At 65.4% G+C, this 16050-nt stretch carries 14 protein-coding genes and 2 tRNA genes; 7 read left to right on the forward strand and 9 right to left on the reverse strand.

Annotated features, from left to right (window positions below):
- Nucleotides 1-122 precede the first annotated feature (122 nt).
- Nucleotides 123-845, reverse strand: a complete 723-nt coding sequence (gene hisA, locus J1C49_RS07800) for a 1-(5-phosphoribosyl)-5-[(5-phosphoribosylamino)methylideneamino]imidazole-4-carboxamide isomerase (protein ID WP_227445256.1) — start codon at nucleotides 843-845, stop codon at nucleotides 123-125.
- Between the two features lie 152 nt (nucleotides 846-997).
- Between hisA and J1C49_RS07805 the strand changes: the two genes are divergently transcribed.
- Nucleotides 998-1381 carry a DUF2147 domain-containing protein gene (locus tag J1C49_RS07805; RefSeq protein ID WP_227445257.1) on the forward strand — a complete coding sequence of 128 codons (384 nt, stop codon included), beginning with the start codon at nucleotides 998-1000 and terminating at the stop codon, nucleotides 1379-1381.
- Nucleotides 1382-1501: 120 nt separating this feature from the next.
- Here J1C49_RS07805 and hisH read toward each other — a convergent pair whose 3' ends face one another.
- Both hisH and hisB read right to left on the reverse strand, forming a co-directional pair.
- On the reverse strand, nucleotides 1502-2137 hold the full coding sequence (gene hisH, locus J1C49_RS07810; RefSeq protein WP_227445258.1) for an imidazole glycerol phosphate synthase subunit HisH: 636 nt from the start codon (nucleotides 2135-2137) through the stop codon (nucleotides 1502-1504).
- A gap of 7 nt (nucleotides 2138-2144) precedes the next feature.
- On the reverse strand, nucleotides 2145-2732 hold the full coding sequence (gene hisB, locus J1C49_RS07815; RefSeq protein ID WP_227445259.1) for an imidazoleglycerol-phosphate dehydratase HisB: 588 nt from the start codon (nucleotides 2730-2732) through the stop codon (nucleotides 2145-2147).
- Nucleotides 2733-2869: 137 nt separating this feature from the next.
- On the opposite strand from hisB, the gene J1C49_RS07820 reads away from it, so the two are divergent.
- Nucleotides 2870-3244 (forward strand): hypothetical protein, encoded by a 375-nt coding sequence (locus tag J1C49_RS07820; RefSeq protein WP_227445260.1) that lies wholly within the window; start codon nucleotides 2870-2872, stop codon nucleotides 3242-3244.
- Between the two features lie 80 nt (nucleotides 3245-3324).
- Here J1C49_RS07820 and J1C49_RS07825 read toward each other — a convergent pair.
- The 5 genes from J1C49_RS07825 to J1C49_RS07845 all read right to left on the reverse strand — a co-directional run bounded on the left by J1C49_RS07825 (nucleotide 3325) and on the right by J1C49_RS07845 (nucleotide 8942).
- Nucleotides 3325-3399, reverse strand: a tRNA-Gly gene (locus J1C49_RS07825).
- A gap of 24 nt (nucleotides 3400-3423) precedes the next feature.
- Nucleotides 3424-3498 (reverse strand) — tRNA-Gly (locus J1C49_RS07830).
- A gap of 224 nt (nucleotides 3499-3722) precedes the next feature.
- Nucleotides 3723-4529: a metallophosphoesterase gene (locus tag J1C49_RS07835; protein ID WP_227445261.1), complete on the reverse strand. Its 807-nt coding sequence runs from the start codon at nucleotides 4527-4529 to the stop codon at nucleotides 3723-3725.
- 302 nt (nucleotides 4530-4831) lie between these two features.
- On the reverse strand, nucleotides 4832-5392 hold the full coding sequence (locus tag J1C49_RS07840) for a metallophosphoesterase (RefSeq protein ID WP_370639385.1): 561 nt from the start codon (nucleotides 5390-5392) through the stop codon (nucleotides 4832-4834).
- A gap of 106 nt (nucleotides 5393-5498) precedes the next feature.
- The gene (locus tag J1C49_RS07845; protein ID WP_227445263.1) at nucleotides 5499-8942 is read right to left on the reverse strand and encodes a pyruvate carboxylase; all 3444 of its coding nucleotides are present in this window, start codon (nucleotides 8940-8942) and stop codon (nucleotides 5499-5501) included.
- 512 nt (nucleotides 8943-9454) lie between these two features.
- Here J1C49_RS07845 and J1C49_RS07850 point away from each other — a divergent pair.
- Nucleotides 9455-9850 carry a hypothetical protein gene (locus J1C49_RS07850; protein WP_227445264.1) on the forward strand — a complete coding sequence of 132 codons (396 nt, stop codon included), beginning with the start codon at nucleotides 9455-9457 and terminating at the stop codon, nucleotides 9848-9850.
- Nucleotides 9851-10306: 456 nt separating this feature from the next.
- Here J1C49_RS07850 and J1C49_RS07855 read toward each other — a convergent pair whose 3' ends face one another.
- Nucleotides 10307-11464, reverse strand: a complete 1158-nt coding sequence (locus tag J1C49_RS07855) for an alpha-hydroxy acid oxidase (protein ID WP_227445265.1) — start codon at nucleotides 11462-11464, stop codon at nucleotides 10307-10309.
- Nucleotides 11465-11706: 242 nt separating this feature from the next.
- On the opposite strand from J1C49_RS07855, the gene J1C49_RS07860 reads away from it, so the two are divergent.
- The 4 genes from J1C49_RS07860 to murB all read left to right on the forward strand — a co-directional run bounded on the left by J1C49_RS07860 (nucleotide 11707) and on the right by murB (nucleotide 15905).
- Nucleotides 11707-14157: an ATP-dependent helicase gene (locus tag J1C49_RS07860; RefSeq protein WP_227445266.1), complete on the forward strand. Its 2451-nt coding sequence runs from the start codon at nucleotides 11707-11709 to the stop codon at nucleotides 14155-14157.
- Nucleotides 14158-14202: 45 nt separating this feature from the next.
- Nucleotides 14203-14490 carry a DUF2484 family protein gene (locus tag J1C49_RS07865; RefSeq protein WP_227445267.1) on the forward strand — a complete coding sequence of 96 codons (288 nt, stop codon included), beginning with the start codon at nucleotides 14203-14205 and terminating at the stop codon, nucleotides 14488-14490.
- Entirely contained in the window at nucleotides 14475-14726 is a 252-nt protein-coding gene (locus J1C49_RS07870) for a DUF2484 family protein (protein WP_227445268.1), read from the forward strand. Before J1C49_RS07865 ends, J1C49_RS07870 begins: the two co-directional genes overlap by 16 nt.
- A gap of 252 nt (nucleotides 14727-14978) precedes the next feature.
- Complete coding sequence (murB, locus tag J1C49_RS07875) at nucleotides 14979-15905, forward strand: UDP-N-acetylmuramate dehydrogenase (protein ID WP_227445269.1); 927 nt, start codon at nucleotides 14979-14981, stop codon at nucleotides 15903-15905.
- Nucleotides 15906-16050 lie beyond the last annotated feature (145 nt).

Below are 16050 nucleotides of genomic sequence, written 5' to 3' on the forward strand. Positions count from 1 at the left end.
TCGGCCTAGCGCGAAACGGTCGGTCTTGTGAAGAGGGCAGTTGGTGCAGAGGCCATTTCGGGGCGCATCCCTGCGCGTGCCGCGTGGCGGGACGTGACAGGAAAAAGCGGTGCGGCCATCCCTCAGTTGCGCAGCAGCGCAATCGCCTCGCGCAGATCCAGGGCCCCGTCGTAAAGAGCCCGGCCGGAGATCGCGCCGTTCAACGCGGCGCCACAATCGCGCAAGGCCCTGAGATCCTTCAACGAGGAAACGCCACCCGACGCGATCACGGGAATCGAAACCGCTCTTGCGAGCGCGGCGGTCGCAGCCACGTTCGGCCCCTGCATCGCGCCGTCGCGATTGATGTCGGTATAGATGATGGCGGCAACACCGGCGTCTTCGAAGCGCCGCGCCAGATCGGTGGCGTCAACATCCGTCACCTCGGCCCATCCGCGCGTGGCCACACGCCCATCCTTGGCGTCAATGCCCACGGCGATCTGACCGGGGAAGGCGCGCGCGGCATCGCGAACCAGATCGGGATCTTCGACGGCAACCGTGCCAAGGATGACGCGCGCGAGCCCACGCTCCAGCCACCCTTCGATGGTCGCCATGTCGCGGATGCCCCCGCCAAGCTGTGCCGGTGTGCGGGTCTGTTCGAGGATCGCCTCAACCGCTGCCGCGTTCACCGGTTCGCCGGCAAAGGCGCCGTTGAGATCCACAAGGTGCAGCCATTCGCAGCCGGCGGCGACAAATTCCAGCGCCTGCGCTGCGGGGTCGTCGTTGAACACGGTGGCTTTGTTCATGTCACCGCGCAGCAGTCTCACGGCTTTACCGTCTTTCAGGTCAATGGCGGGGTAAAGGATCATAACTCAGGCACTTTCCACTCATGCTGCGCTGCCGCACAATTGTTCCTGTCGTTAATCTGACGCCACGACAGATGCAAGCGGACCTCGCGTCACGCTTGATCACGATGCGCGCCCCGCGAAAGGATTGTGCTCGAAAAACGGGAGGACAGACAATGAAACCCTTGATGATTGCCGCCGCGCTCATATTTGGCGCGGGCGGTGCGATGGCCGATCCGGTGCTTGGCACCTGGAAAACGCAGACCGATGACGGGCGCTATGCGCATGTGACGATGCAGCCCTGCCAGGGCAAGATCTGTGGCGTGATTGTGCGCACCTTCAACGCCAGCGGTGAATATGCCTCGCCGAACAAGGGCAAGACGCTGGTGATCGGCATGACGCCGAACGGTGGCGGGAAATACACCGGCAAGGTTTGGCGACCGTCCAATGACAAGGTTTATAACGGCAAGATGACGCTTTCGGGCAATGCGCTCAAGATGTCGGGCTGTGTTGCCGGTGGCCTGCTGTGTTCGAGCCAGACGTGGAGCCGCGTGAACTGAGCGCCGCACCGGAGACAATGCGCAAGAGGGCGGGCCGAAGCGGCGCCGCCCTTTTTTCAATGGGCGTGTGGGATCAACCCCTGCCGGGTCGAGGCTCGCCAGCGGAATTTGGCCCGCTCCTCAAGGCCGCCAGCGCAGAAAGTTTGCGATCATCTGCATGCCGACGGAGGCGCTTTTCTCCGGGTGGAATTGAAACCCGATCCTGGTGCCATGGCCGACCACGGCCGTCACCGCGCCACCATAGTCACAGGATGCGATCCGCTGTGCGGGGTCATCCATCACCATCTGGTAGGAATGCACGAAATAGACGTGCTCTCCGCTGCTGATCCCGTCGAGCACCGGATGGCTCTGTTCGATTTGCAGATCGTTCCAGCCCATATGCGGCACTTTGAGCGCGGCATCCCGTGGTTCGATGCGGCGCACCTCTCCATCGACCCAGCCAAGCCCGTCCGTGGGTTCGTATTCGTGACCGCGGCGCGCCATGAGCTGCATCCCGACGCAGATTCCCAGGAAGGGCCGGCCGCGGGATTCCACCGCTTCGATCATGGCGTCGAAACAGCCCGATGCGCGCAGGGCGGAAGCACAGGCCGGGAACGCGCCGTCGCCGGGCAGCACGATGCGGTCGGCACGGGCGACGATTTCGGCTTTGTCGGTGACAACGACCGTGCCGGATCCGGTTTCCTGAGCCATTTTCTGAAAGGCTTTTTCCGCGGAATGCAGGTTGCCGCTTTCGTAGTCGATGATGGCGGTCAGCATGGCACGCTCACAAACTGCCCTTGGTCGACGGGATGGTGTCGGCCTTGCGCGGGTCGGGCTCCAATGCGTCGCGCAGGGCGCGGGCGACCGCTTTGAAGGCGGCTTCGGCGATGTGATGACTGTTGATCCCGTCAAGCGCCTCCACATGCAGGGTGATCCCGCCATGTGTCGAGAAAGCCTGAAAGAATTCGCGCACGAGCTCGGTATCGAACGTGCCGATCTTCTGCGTCGGCATGGTGACTTTCCATGTCAGGAAAGGCCGGCCCGAGAGGTCGAGCGCCGCGCGCACCAGCGCGTCATCCATCGGCAAAAGGCACGCGCCATAGCGGCGGATGCCGCGCTTGTCGCCAAGTGCCTGCGACAACGCCTGACCCAGGGCAATGCCCACATCCTCGACGCTGTGATGGTCATCGATATGCAGATCGCCCGCGCAGCGGATCGTCATGTCGATCAGCGCATGCCGCGACAGCTGGTCGAGCATGTGATCGAAGAACCCGACGCCCGTCTGGTTGTCATATTGGCCGGTGCCGTCGAGCGCGATGTCGACGGAGATCTCGGTTTCCGCGGTCTTGCGGCTGACCTGCGCGTGGCGCATGGGCTCTCTCCCGTGGCTGGTTGCGGCCCTTATAGGCCCCGGGGTTTGCGGGGCCAAGCCTGTGACGCGGAACGGGATTTCGCCGTTGTGCGACCGTGTCGCCTGTGCCAGCCTTGCATGTGCGCAGGAGGACCGCGATGGATGTCATCACAAGACCACTCGCGGCGGCGGTGCGGCGCGCCGGCTGCGTGCTCGCCTTGCTGCTTCTGGCGCCCGGCGCACTTGGCGCGGAACCCAAGGTCTATGAAGGCCGGGAAGCGCAGGCGCTGAAATGTGCATGGATCATTGCCGCAGCGGCGCGCGTGCTTGAAGAAGCGGGGATGATCTCGACCGAAGACCACGGCGTCTCCATCGCGATCAGCGCGCGTATCCTGCAGCTCTATGTGACCGGTAGCGACCGACAAAAACTTGGCGCTTTTCAAGAGATTGCCCTGCGCAATGACCGCAGCGGCGCGGTGCAGGCGTTTCAGGATCAGGCCCTGCTGTGCATCCGGCAATTCCCGGTAGAGTGAGGGAGTCGCGCGGAGACGCGTTACCCATCGAAGCAGCGGCTTCGGATGTCTCGCCTCTGCGCGCTGAGAGTTGAATCCGATGGAGCGGGCGAGGCGATTCGAACGCCCGACCCTAACCTTGGCAAGGTTATGCTCTACCCCTGAGCTACGCCCGCATGACCATCGGTGGCCAGTCCATTTGGAGCGGGCGAGGCGATTCGAACGCCCGACCCTAACCTTGGCAAGGTTATGCTCTACCCCTGAGCTACGCCCGCGCTGCCAAATGGTTCCCGCGATTTAGCTTTGCCGCGCGCGGGGTGCAAGAGGAAATTTCGGGAAATTTTGCCAATGGCCCGGAAACCGGACACGCCCCGATTGCGAAAGGGGCGGTGCCGGTTGATGCGCAAGGGTCGGATCGCTGCGTTGGTGCGGATTTCGCTGCGCGCCCATGGCGCAGGCTGACCCCGGAAAGGCGCAATTAGTGAACGTAATGAGAGTGTTACGCGGAGTCTGGGTCATGTGAGCCGGCCATGGCCACGGCGAAATCCTCGCTATGGATCACCGCGCCGGTTGGGCCGGTGAGTGCAATGCCATAGGCGCCGGGCTCATCGACGCTCAGCGCGGTGGTTTTCGCCGAGAGGGCCATGGGCATCTGGTGGCACGGGCTTTTGAGTGTCGTGAAGGCGATGCCTTCGACCGCGCCAGAGATGGTGCGATGCACATGCCCGCAGAGCAGCTGGACCGGACCGCGATAAGCCTGCAGACGGTCGAGAAGCGCGCGCGGATTGGCAAGACCGATCCCATCCATACCGGCAAAACCGGTGGCAAAGGGCGGGTGGTGGCAAGCGATCAGAAGCGGTGCGCCATCGGCGGCGGCCATTTCTCCATCGAGCCAGTCAAGCCTTTGATTGCAAAGCCATCCGCCGTGCCGGGGCGCTGATCCATCGCGGTCGAGCGTGTCGAGCAAGAGCACCCGCATGCCGCCGTTTTGCAGGGCGTGACAGGCAAAGCCGTCGGTCATCTGGTCTGGAAATTCTGCGCCGAATGCCGTGGCATCATCGTGATTGCCGAGCGTGGCAAAAACCGGGCAGGGGATGTCGGACAACAGGGCCGCGAGCCCTGAGTATTGGCCGGGCCGCCCGTGATGCGTGAGATCGCCGAGCAGCAGGAGCGCGTCGGCATCGGGATGTGTCCGGATCGCGTGGGAGAGGGCGGCGCGGCTGCGCGCGGCGGGGTCGAGCCCGATGATTGTCTGGCCGGGATCGGTCAGGTGCAGATCGGTCAGAACGAGGAGTTTTCCGGTCATGGCGGGGAGAGTCTTTGGCTGAAAATCGAGGATGCACAACGCATGCACATCCCATGCACAACCCATGCGCATGCTCTGTGTCAATCAATTTACCGCCCCGGGGGCCTTGGTGTGGGGTGGGAGCCGGGTTGGGGGCGCTGCCCCCGTCTTCGCAAGCGAAGACTCCCCCGGAGTATTTTTCGACAGAAGAAGCCGGGGGCGCGGCGCGACGGGGCGGCGGCGGGTTTGGGGCCGGGCAGGGCGCGGGGCGGGGGACGTTGCGGGGCCGCGTTTGGCCGGCTTGCCGCGTCACGGTGGATGGCTCAGGCCATCGGGACCTGTTCGCAATGCAGGACCGGGCCAGCGTCGGTGTCGAGCAGCACATGGTAGAGCGGCGGCACGTCAAAGATTGGCGTGATAGCGTCGCTGTTGGTGGCGAGCGCTACGTCGAAGGCGGTGCTGCCGAGGATGGCGGTGCTCTGGCCTTTCAGGGTTGCCAAGATCGGGCGGTGCAGGTGCCCGCAGATCAGCAGATCCACGCCATGCGCCCGCAGCAGGTCGAGCAACGCATCGCCATTGCGCAGGCGCAGCCTGTCGGGACCGGCCATGCCGACAGCGGCGGGCGGGTGGTGGGCGACGACCACCCTGTGGCTTGCCGCACAGGCCGCGAGCTGTGCGTCCAGCCAGCCGAGCCGGTCGGCGCAGAGGACGCCGCTGTGTTTCGGGTCCGGTTCGCGGTCGAGCGAGTCGAGGCAGAACAGCGCCGTGCCCCCCAGCGTGACGACCGATTGCACAAAGCCATGCGCATCCTGCGCGGCGTCGGGAAAGACCGAGGCAAAAGCCGCGCGGTTGTCGCAATTGCCCATCAGGAGCGTCGCGGGCAGCGCTCAGCGCAGCTTGCGCGCGTGCCAGCGGGTCGTAGCCGGGTGGCCCCCCCGGTTCAGCCGCAAGGTGCAGATCGCTGAACAGGAGGGCCTTGTGCATCGGGCGCTATTCCAGCTCGACCAGCAGATCCTTGGCGTCAATCTGGCCGCCGGGCGTGACATGCACCGCTTTGACGGTAGCGTCGCGCTCGGCGTGTAGGCCGGTTTCCATCTTCATCGCCTCGATGGTCAGCAGCAGGTCCCCGGTTTTCACCGCATCACCCGCCTTGACCGCAACCGTTGCCACCACGCCGGGCATCGGCGCGCCGATATGATCGGCATTGCCGGGCTCTGCCTTGGGCCGGGCGGCGGTGGCCGCTTTCACCACGCGGTCCGGGACACGGATCGTGCGGGGCTGGCCGTTGAGTTCGAAGAACACCCGGACCTCGCCGTCATCCTGCGTCTCACCCACGGCCTGAAGCCGGATTTCGAGCGTCTTGCCGGGGTCGATTTCGGCCGAGATCTCCTCGCCCGCTTCCATGCCGTAGAAGAACGTCCGTGTCGGCAGCGCGCGCACCGGGCCATAGGTTTCGTGCCGGGTCGCGTAATCGGTGAAGACCTTTGGATACATCAGGTAGCCATTGAGGTCCTCGTCATCGATCTCGATGCCCAGCTTGTCGGACAGGCTCTTGCGGGTCTGCTCGATATCGACCGGCTCGGCCAGAAGGCCGGGGCGCTTGGTGAAGGGTTTCTCGTCCTTGAGGATGCGCTTCTGGATCTTGGTGGGCCAGCCGCCGGGAGGCTGGCCGAGATTGCCGCGCATCATGTCGACCACGGAATCGGGGAAGCTGACTTCGGTGGTGCCGTTTTCCACATCGGCGCGGGTGAGCCCCTGAGACACCATCAGCAGCGCCATGTCACCCACCACCTTGGAGGAGGGCGTCACCTTGACGATATCGCCAAACATCTGGTTCACGTCGGCATAGGTCTGGGCGACCTCGTGCCAGCGCTCCTCCAGCCCCATGGAGCGGGCCTGTGCCTTGAGGTTGGTGAATTGCCCGCCGGGCATTTCGTGCAGGTAGACCTCCGAGGCGGGAGCCTGCATGCCGGACTCAAAGGCCGCGTATTGGCCGCGCACCGCTTCGAAATAGTTGGAGATCGTGCGGATCGCGCCGATGTCGAGCCCGGTGTCGCGCTCGGTATGGCGGAACGCCTCCACGACGGAGCCGAGCGTCGGTTGCGAGGTGTTGCCCGACAGCGCGTCCATCGCCGCATCGACCGCGTCGACACCGGCTTCGGCCGCGGCGATGATCGTTGCGATGGCGGCCCCGGAGGTGTCATGCGTGTGGAAATGGATCGGCAGGCCGACCTCTTCCTTGAGCGCGCGCACCAGCGGACCGGCGGCGGGGGCTTTCAAAAGGCCCGCCATGTCCTTCAGACCAAGCACATGGGCGCCGGCATCACGCAGCTCCTTGCCCATGTCGACATAGTACTTGAGATTGTATTTGGCGCGATCGGGGTCGTGGATGTCGCCGGTGTAGCAGATCGTGCCTTCGAGCACGCGGCCGGTGTCGAGCACGGCGTCCATGGCGACGCGCATGTTCTCGACCCAGTTGAGGCTGTCGAAGACACGGAACACGTCGACGCCGGTCTCGGCTGCCTGTTTGACAAAGAACTGCACCACGTTGTCGGGGTAGTTGGTGTAGCCCACGCCATTGGCGCCGCGCAGCAGCATCTGGGTCATCAGGTTGGGCATCGCCGCGCGCAGGTCGCGCAGGCGTTGCCACGGGCATTCTTGCAAGAAGCGATAGGCGACGTCGAAGGTGGCCCCGCCCCAGCATTCCACAGAAAAGAGCTGCGGCAGATGATGGGCATAGGCCGGGGCCGCGCCGATCATGTCGATGGAGCGCATGCGGGTCGCCAGCAGCGACTGATGCCCGTCGCGCATGGTTGTGTCGGTGATCAGGAGTTGTTTTTGCGCCGCCATCCAGTCGGCCACGGCCTGGGGCCCGTGCTCTTCGAGCATGGTCTTGGTGCCGGGCGACGGGGTCTGGCCCACGGGCACCTGTGGCGGGCGCGCGGGCTTGAGGTCGGGATGCGGGCGCGGACGGCCCTGCACCTCGGGATGGCCGTTCACGGTGATGTCGGCAATATAGGTGAGCACCTTGGTGCCGCGGTCGCGCCGCAGCTTGAAGTCGAACAGATCCGGCGTCGTGTCGATGAACTTGGTGGTATACTGGTTCGTCAGGAAGGTCTGGTGTTTGAGCAGGTTGATGACAAAGTCGATATTGGTGGTCACGCCGCGGATGCGGAATTCGCGCAGTGCCCGGTCCATCCGCTTGATCGCCTTTTCGGGGGTCTGCGCCCAGGCGGTGACCTTGACCAGCAGCGAATCGTAGTAGCGCGTGATGACCCCGCCGGCGTAGGCCGTGCCGCCGTCGAGCCGGATGCCCATGCCGGTGGCCGCGCGATAGGCGGTGATGCGGCCGTAATCGGGGATGAAGTTGTTCGACGGATCCTCGGTTGTGATCCGGGTTTGCAGTGCGTGGCCGTTGAGGCGGATGTCGTATTGGCTGGCGCGGCCGGTGGCTTCGGCCAGTGATTTGCCCTCGGCGATCATGATCTGGGCCTGCACGATGTCGATGCCGGTGACCTCTTCGGTCACGGTGTGCTCGACCTGCACGCGCGGGTTGACCTCGATGAAATAAAACGCGCCGCTGTCCATATCCATCAGGAATTCGACCGTGCCAGCGCATTCGTAATTCACATGCGCACAGATCTTGCGGCCAAGCTCGCAGATTTCCTCGCGCTGGGCTTCGGAGAGATACGGTGCGGGGGCGCGTTCCACGACTTTCTGGTTGCGGCGCTGCACCGAACAGTCGCGCTCATACAGATGATAGATCTGGCCCTGTTTGTCGCCGAGGATCTGCACCTCGACGTGGCGGGCGCGGAGGATCATCTTTTCGAGATAGCCCTCGCCATTGCCGAAGGCGGCCTCGGCTTCGCGGCGGCCTTCGAGCACCTTTTCCTGCAGCTCGTCGGCATTCTCGATGGGGCGCATGCCGCGCCCGCCGCCGCCCCAGCTGGCCTTGAGCATAAGCGGAAAGCCGATCTCGGCGGCCTCCTTGGTGATGGCGTCGAAATCGTCGCCCAGAACCTCGGTGGCGGGGATCACGGGAACGCCCGCCTCGATCGCCACGCGGCGGGCCGACGCCTTGTCTCCCAGCGCGCGCATGGTTTCGGCGCGCGGTCCGATGAAGGTGATGCCATTGGCGACGCAGGCATCGACGAAGTCTGGGTTTTCCGACAACAGGCCGTAGCCGGGGTGGATTGCATCCGCGCCCGACAGCTTGGCCACGCGGATGATTTCCTCGATGCTCAGATAGGCCTGAACCGGGCCAAGACCCTCGCCGATGCGGTAGGCTTCGTCCGCCTTGAACCGGTGGAGCCCCAGCTTGTCCTCTTCGGCATAGATCGCGACGGTCTTCTTCCCCATCTCATTGGCGGCGCGCATGATGCGGATGGCGATTTCGCCGCGATTGGCGATGAGGATCTTCTGGAATTCGGCCATGACGGTCCTTTCCGTGAGAGGCTGGCTTTCCGCGTGGCATAGGCCATGGAACGGCAATCGACAACTCGTAGAACTGGGTAGTGGGACGAAATTACCCGGTTGGGCGCGGCGTTGCGACGGACGCTTTGCGATGTCCGGCTTTGCGCAGGGAGCCGGGCGGGCAATGGGGCGCGGGTGGCATCCGGTCGCTGCGCGGCATCCGTCGGTCCGGTTTGCGAATCCCTGCCGCGCCTCCGGCGCGAACGGGGGCGCGGCGCGTGGGTTTTCCGGTCCGTCTTGCGACGCCCGCGCCGCGGAAGGCGGCCCGCTGCGTCCGTTATCCGGTCGGTCTTGCGGCGCCCGTGCCGCGGAAGGCGGCCGGTGCCTGCCCGGCATGCCGGCTGCGGCGATCGATCTGACGCCCGACGATGGATCTGGCGATCCGGTTTGTGGAGCGCGCCTACGGCACCTGGCCGCGTTAACCTTTTCACGACCGCGTTTACGATTTGTTAACCTTTTGGTATGAGTCGGAAATGGCCGGTGAAGTCGAACTTGCGGGAATCCTGTGCGCCTTGCTGTTGCAAGGCGAGGCGGAGGTGCGCCATCCCTATGTCGCGGCCGGAGAGCGTCGCCATGTGATTGTGGATTGTGAGACGAACACTCATGTGGTCGAGGTCGGGTTCGACAACAAGCGCAGCAGCTTTGACAGTCTTCACCAGGCGCTGTTTGCGGCGGAACTCACCGGCAAGCTGCCGATGGTTGTGGTGATCGACACGGATGGCATTGAAGAGGCGCAGCAATTCCAGATCGAATCCGTGTCGCGCCGGGTGGGCGTCTCTTACCTGACGGTGACCGAGAATTTCCTGCTGCGGTGGCGGATGACCGCGCCGTTTCGTGCAGATCACGCGGTGCCACTTTTCGGATTCTGACCGGGATCCGGGTGCTTTGCTCCCGTCCCGGTCCTTCGGGCGCGCAGCGCGACGAGCCCACGCTTTCGCGTTTGAAATCGGGAAAGAGTGCATTTCCCGCGTTGGCCGGTCGGTTTTTCGCCGCAGCGCCAGGCAGAATTTTTTATATCGGTCGGTGGTCGCGGTTGTGCGCACGGTCTCTGCGCCCGTGCGGACGGGCTTGAGGGCACCGCTCGATCATGGGCCGCCACGCCCGCGGATGTGAGGCCACGGCGCCTGGGGGGGCTTGGACCGACCGCCCGCGGCGCGGAAGGGATCCCGCGGATTGACGGGGTCCTGAAGCGGCGGCGGTTGCTGCTCGATGGCGAAAGGGGCAGCCCGCGCAGCGGTCGCCGCAGCTGTGCCGCGAAAGGGCATGTGCAACCGAATGGGGACAGCCGCATCTGGGCGGCGCGCGGCCGGGACGGGGCGGTTGCCCTAGGGACCGGAAGCGCGCGCGAGGATCTCGGTGCCGCGCAGATCCACCGGTCTGTTGGCGCCAAGCTGTGCGAGATTGGCGCAGAGATCGGCGCGCAGGATCTTGGCCAGATGCGCCGCGCCGGGGGCTCCGAGCGCTGCGAGCGCGTCGTGCCAGCCGCGCCCGAGCATCACCAGATCGGCCCCCAATGCGATGGCGCGCAGAATGTCCAGCCCGCCCTCGATGCCGCTGTCATAGATCAGGGGCAGGGTGCAGGCGGCGCGGATCCTGCGCAACGAGTCCAGCGGAGCGGGCGCGCCATCGAATTGCCGACCGGCATGGCCCGAGACCCAGAGCGCGTCGATTCCGGCCGCTTCGAGTCGTGGCGCATCCTCGGCGCGCAGCACACCCTTGACGATGAGAGGGCCGTCCCAGAGGGCGCGGGTTTCCTCCAGGTAGGTCCAGTCCGGCGAGACGCGCAGCCGGTAGCCGATATGGGCCGTGGCGCCGCCGGTGGCATTGTCGGCATAGGCTTCGAGCGTTTTCATCGAGGGCATGCCATGGCGCAGCCGGGCCAGCGACCATGCCGGACGCAACGCGCATTGCAGCGCCAGCCGGGGGGTGAGCCGTGGCGGCTGTGTCAGGCCCGACGCGAGCAGACGTTCGCGCCGTGACGCGGCGGGCAGGTCGGCGGTGAGCACCAGCGTGGAAAACCCCGAATCACGTGCGCGTGCGAGCATGTCGGCGCGGATCGCGGGATCACGCGGGCAGTAAAGCTGGAACCAGCCCTTGCCCTGCGTCGCCGGTCCCACCTGTTCCGGCGTGGCCGCCGCGACGGTGGAGAGCGTGTACGGGATCCCGGCATCGGCGGCGGCGGATGCAAGAAGGCGTTCGGCATCGGGCCAGATCAGCCCTGACATGCCCACCGGCGCCACGCCGAAGGGGGCGCTCCAGCGGGTTCCCAGGACCTCGGTGCTGAGGTCCGGCGCGGGCTCGCCGGTCAGGATGGCCGGTTGGAACAGCACCGCGTCGAGTGCGGCGCGGATGCGGTGCCGGGCTGTTTCCGCGCCGGTGCCGCTGTCGAGATAGTCCCAGACAAAGCGTGGCAGGCGTTGACGCGCGCGGGCGCGCAGGTGCGGCAGGGACGGGAAGCGGGCATCGAGATCCATGCGGCTCATTTGGATGCGGATGCGCGGGATTGTCCAGATCGGGGATGCGATTGGGGATCTGTTGGGGGCGCTGCCCCCAAACCCCCGGGATATTTCTGGCCCAAAGAAGCCGGGGCGCGGTTCCCTGGATGGCACGTGCGCAGCGCGCGTGGTCAGGTGGATGGGCGCCGGGCGGGCAGCGATGCATTTCGGCGGAACATTGCGCGAACGTGTGCTTTTCCTCGCCGTGGCTTTGCGCTACTGTGTCGGCCATGAGCAGTTTCGATGACATGGATGCCTTCGAGGGCGCGTCACTGGCCGCCCGAGCGATGGCCGCGCGGCCCAAGCCTTACCTGGACGGGTTGAACCCCGCGCAGCGCGAGGCGGTGGAGATTGCCGACGGGCCGGTTTTGATGCTGGCCGGGGCGGGCACCGGAAAGACCAAGGCGTTGACCACGCGGATCGTACATCTGTTGCAGACCGGCCGGGCGCGGCCGAACGAGATCCTTGCGGTGACCTTCACCAACAAGGCGGCGCGCGAGATGAAGGTTCGGGTAAGCGGGATGCTCGGCCAGTCAGTGGAGGGGATGCCTTGGCTCGGCACGTTCCATTCGATCTGCGTCAAGCTGTTGCGTCGCCATGCGGAGCTGGTCGATCTGAAGTCGAATTTCACCATTCTGGACAGCGACGACCAGCTGCGGCTGCTCAAGCAGTTGGTGCAGGCGGCGGGCATCGATGACAAGCGCTGGCCCGCGCGGCAGCTGGCCTCGATCATCGATGGCTGGAAGAACCGCGCGATCACGCCCGAGAGCATTCCGGCGGCGGATGCAGGGGCGTATAACCACGCAGGTCCGAGGCTTTACGCGGAATACCAGGCGCGGCTCAGGGAGCTGAACGCGGTCGATTTCGGCGACCTGCTGTTGCATATGGTGCAGATCTTCCAGACCCATGATGATGTGCTCCAGCAATACCAGCGGTGGTTCCGATACATCCTCGTGGATGAGTATCAGGACACGAACGTGGCGCAGTACCTGTGGCTGAGGCTGCTGGCATCGGGGCACAAGAACATCTGTTGCGTCGGCGATGACGACCAGTCGATCTATGGCTGGCGGGGCGCCGAAGTGGGCAATATCCTGCGGTTCGAGAAGGACTTTCCGGGCGCGCATGTGGTGCGGCTGGAGCAGAATTACCGCTCGACGGAGCATATTCTTGCGGCCGCCTCGGGGGTGATTGCGGGCAACAGCGATCGGCTCGGCAAGACGCTCTGGACGGCGGCGGAAGGCGGCGAGAAAGTGCGGCTCATCGGCCATTGGGATGGTGACGAGGAGGCGCGCTGGGTCGGCGAGGAGATCGAGGCCATGCAGGGCGGCACGCGCGGCATGCGGGCCTATTCGCTCGACGAGATGGCGATCCTCGTGCGCGCGAGCCACCAGATGCGCGCGTTCGAGGACCGGTTCCTGACCATCGGCCTGCCATACCGGGTGATCGGGGGGCCGCGATTCTACGAGCGGATGGAGATCCGTGACGCGATGGCCTATTTCCGGCTGGTGGTCTCGCCCGATGACGATCTGGCCTTCGAACGGGTGGTGAACACGCCCAAGCGGGGGCTGGGCGACAAGGCGCAGCAGACGATCCAGCGTATCGCACGGGAAAACGGCGTATCCTTGGTCGAGGGCGCGGCGCTGGCCGTCGAAGCGGGCGCGATCAAGGGCAAGGGCGGCAAGGCGCTGGGTGAGCTTGTGGTGGCGCTGGCGCGCTGGGCAAAGATGGCGCGCGGGCCGCTGCGCGTGGTCGAGGATCCCGATGCGGTGGTCGATGATGGCGCGCCGGAGCGGATCGAGGAGGGCAAGCCGGAGATCAGCCACATGGAGCTCGCCGAGATCGTCCTCGACGAGAGCGGCTACACCGCCATGTGGCAAAACGACAAGACGCCCGAAGCGCCCGGGCGGCTGGAAAACCTCAAGGAACTGGTCAAGGCGTTGGAAGGCTTCGAGAACCTGCAAGGCTTTCTGGAACATGTCAGCCTCGTGATGGACAATGACAGCGATGACGGCGGCGCAAAGGTCTCGATCATGACGCTTCACGCGGCAAAGGGGCTGGAGTTTCCCGCCGTGTTCCTGCCCGGCTGGGAAGACGGGCTGTTTCCGTCGCAGCGCTCGATGGACGAGCAGGGGCTGAAGGGGCTCGAAGAGGAACGGCGGCTGGCCTATGTGGGCATCACCCGCGCCGAGGAACTCTGCACGATCAGTTTTGCGGGCAACCGGCGGATATTCGGGCAATGGCAGAGCGCGATGCCCAGTCGCTTCATCGACGAACTCCCCGAGGCCCATGTGGATGTGCTCACGCCGCCGGGTCTCTACGGAGGGGCCTATGGCGCGGCCGGAATGGCGGCATCGGCCTCGCCCGCGGCCATGGCGGAGGCCGCCAGCGACCTTCACGACCGCGCAGCGGAGGCCAATGTCTACAACTCGCCGGGATGGCGGCGGCTTCAGGCGCGCGGCGGCGCGCGCAGCCTCAGCCAACCGAAGGAAACGCGCAACCAGATCATCGATCTCGACGCGGTCAGCGCTTACACGGTGGGCGAACGGGTGTTTCACCAGAAATTCGGCTACGGCGCGATCACGGGCATCGAAGGCGACAAGCTGGAGATCGATTTCGAAAAGGCCGGCAGCAAGAAAGTGGTGGCGCGGTTCATCATGGCGGCGGATGATGTGCCGTTCTGACTCAAGCCCGCCAGACAGGGTCCCGGGCGGCGCGAGGCCCGATCAATGAGCGGATCGCTGATCGCAGGGGCTCTGTGGGTTCTGGCATCGACAGGGGTGGCGCTCCTGCCCATCGCCGCGCAATACAAGCCGGGGGTAATCCTGCTTGGGCTGGGACCCGTGCTGATCCTCTGGATCGGCTGGGAGCATGGTTGGATCTGGGCGGCGGTGGCCGCCACCGCCTTCTTGTCGCTTTACCGCAATCCGTTGCGTTTTCTCTGGCGGCGCCTGCGTGGAAAGCGCCCCGCCACATCTGACCGGCCAGGAGGACAGGGGCCATGGCATTATCGGTGATTGCCGGATTCCTGTGGCTTTTGATTGCCAATGTGCTGGCGATGATCCCGTCGAAGGACAATCACTGGAGCCGCGCCTATGTGTTGATCGCAGTGGGAGTGCCGATCTTTCTCTGGATCGGGATCGAGTCCGGTTGGCTGATCGCCTGTTTCTTTCTCGCCGCTGGAATGAGCGTGCTGCGCTGGCCCGTGCGATACCTCTTTGCCTGGATCAAACGCATGCTGTCCCGCGGGTAAGCGCGCCGATACCCCCGCAAACGCGCCCTCGGGGAGACGCCTTTGGTTTCTTCTGTCCGGCAATACTCCGGGGGTTTGGGGGCAGCGCCCCCATAGGCAAGCATGATGGGCATGGGCGCGCGCCGCGGTCGGCCTGAAATCGCTGCCTGGGTTCGGCGCCCATGCTCCGCCGGATCGCCGGACCCGCCGGACCTGAACCGGCGCGGCTGCGGCAGGCTTGCACCGCTGGCGGCATCGCGCTAACCCCGCGCCATGACCACCATGCCTGACCCCCGGGGCCGACTGACGCCCGACCGCCCCTTGAACGATCTGACATGGCTGCGCGTGGGCGGGCCGGCGGAATGGTTGTTCCAGCCTGCGGACCGCGCGGATCTTGCCGAATTCCTGCGGGCGCTGGACCGGGACGTGCCCGTATTCCCGATGGGTGTCGGCTCCAACCTCATCGTGCGGGACGGCGGCTTGCCCGGCGTCGTGATCCGCCTCGGGCGCGGCTTCAATCATATCGAGGTCGAGGGCAACCGGGTGCGGGCCGGGGCCGCGGCGCTGGATGCGCATGTGGCGCGCCGCGCGGCGGAAGCCGGCGTGGACCTGACGTTCCTGCGCACCATCCCGGGCGCCATCGGCGGTGCCCTGCGCATGAACGCGGGCTGCTATGGATCCTACGTGGCCGATCACTTTGTCGAGGCCACGGCGATCACCCGGGCGGGAGAGACCGTTGTGCTGGGCGCGCGCGACCTCAATTTCCGCTACCGTCAGACCGATCTGGAGCCCGGCAGCGTGCTGGTCGAGGCGGTGTTCGAGGGAGGATCGGGCGACCCTGCCGCTCTCGAGGCGCGGATGGCCGCGCAGCTGGCCAAGCGCGACGAGACCCAGCCCACCAAGGACCGCACCGCCGGCTCGACCTTCCGCAACCCTGTGGGCCATTCCTCGACCGGGGCGGACGATGACACCCACGAGCTCAAGGCGTGGTCGGTCATCGACGCGGCCGGCCTGCGCGGGGCGACCCTCGGTGGCGCGCAGATGTCCCCCAAACATCCGAACTTTCTGGTCAATACCGGGGCAGCCACGGCCAAGGATCTCGAATCATTGGGCGAGCTGGTGCGAAAAAGGGTTTTCGAACACTCCGGAATAGAGTTACAGTGGGAAATCATGCGCGTCGGCAAACCGGCGCCAGAATAAGGGCGGCAAACGCCCATTCCGGGATGGCGCAACAGGGCCGGACCGGCGTGACCGAGGCAGGTTGCACAAGAAACAGGGGCAAACCCCTGACAAAACCGGGAAAACCGGAGTGACGCACCGCGATTGGCGAGCCGATTGGCTCCGT

The organism is Cognatishimia sp. F0-27 (assembly GCF_020667845.1).
Lineage (GTDB): Bacteria > Pseudomonadota > Alphaproteobacteria > Rhodobacterales > Rhodobacteraceae > JAFMPQ01.

Bases quoted from the DNA above. Each gene is read 5' to 3' on its own strand.
- hisA (WP_227445256.1), bottom strand. From the start codon at position 845: ATGATCCTTTACCCCGCCATTGACCTGAAAGACGGTAAAGCCGTGAGA.
- J1C49_RS07805 (WP_227445257.1), top strand. From the start codon at position 998: ATGAAACCCTTGATGATTGCCGCCGCGCTCATATTTGGCGCGGGCGGT.
- hisH (WP_227445258.1), bottom strand. From the start codon at position 2,137: ATGCTGACCGCCATCATCGACTACGAAAGCGGCAACCTGCATTCCGCG.
- hisB (WP_227445259.1), bottom strand. From the start codon at position 2,732: ATGCGCCACGCGCAGGTCAGCCGCAAGACCGCGGAAACCGAGATCTCC.
- J1C49_RS07820 (WP_227445260.1), top strand. From the start codon at position 2,870: ATGGATGTCATCACAAGACCACTCGCGGCGGCGGTGCGGCGCGCCGGC.
- J1C49_RS07835 (WP_227445261.1), bottom strand. From the start codon at position 4,529: ATGACCGGAAAACTCCTCGTTCTGACCGATCTGCACCTGACCGATCCC.
- J1C49_RS07845 (WP_227445263.1), bottom strand. From the start codon at position 8,942: ATGGCCGAATTCCAGAAGATCCTCATCGCCAATCGCGGCGAAATCGCC.
- J1C49_RS07850 (WP_227445264.1), top strand. From the start codon at position 9,455: ATGGCCGGTGAAGTCGAACTTGCGGGAATCCTGTGCGCCTTGCTGTTG.
- J1C49_RS07855 (WP_227445265.1), bottom strand. From the start codon at position 11,464: ATGAGCCGCATGGATCTCGATGCCCGCTTCCCGTCCCTGCCGCACCTG.
- J1C49_RS07860 (WP_227445266.1), top strand. From the start codon at position 11,707: ATGAGCAGTTTCGATGACATGGATGCCTTCGAGGGCGCGTCACTGGCC.
- J1C49_RS07865 (WP_227445267.1), top strand. From the start codon at position 14,203: ATGAGCGGATCGCTGATCGCAGGGGCTCTGTGGGTTCTGGCATCGACA.
- J1C49_RS07870 (WP_227445268.1), top strand. From the start codon at position 14,475: ATGGCATTATCGGTGATTGCCGGATTCCTGTGGCTTTTGATTGCCAAT.
- murB (WP_227445269.1), top strand. From the start codon at position 14,979: ATGACCACCATGCCTGACCCCCGGGGCCGACTGACGCCCGACCGCCCC.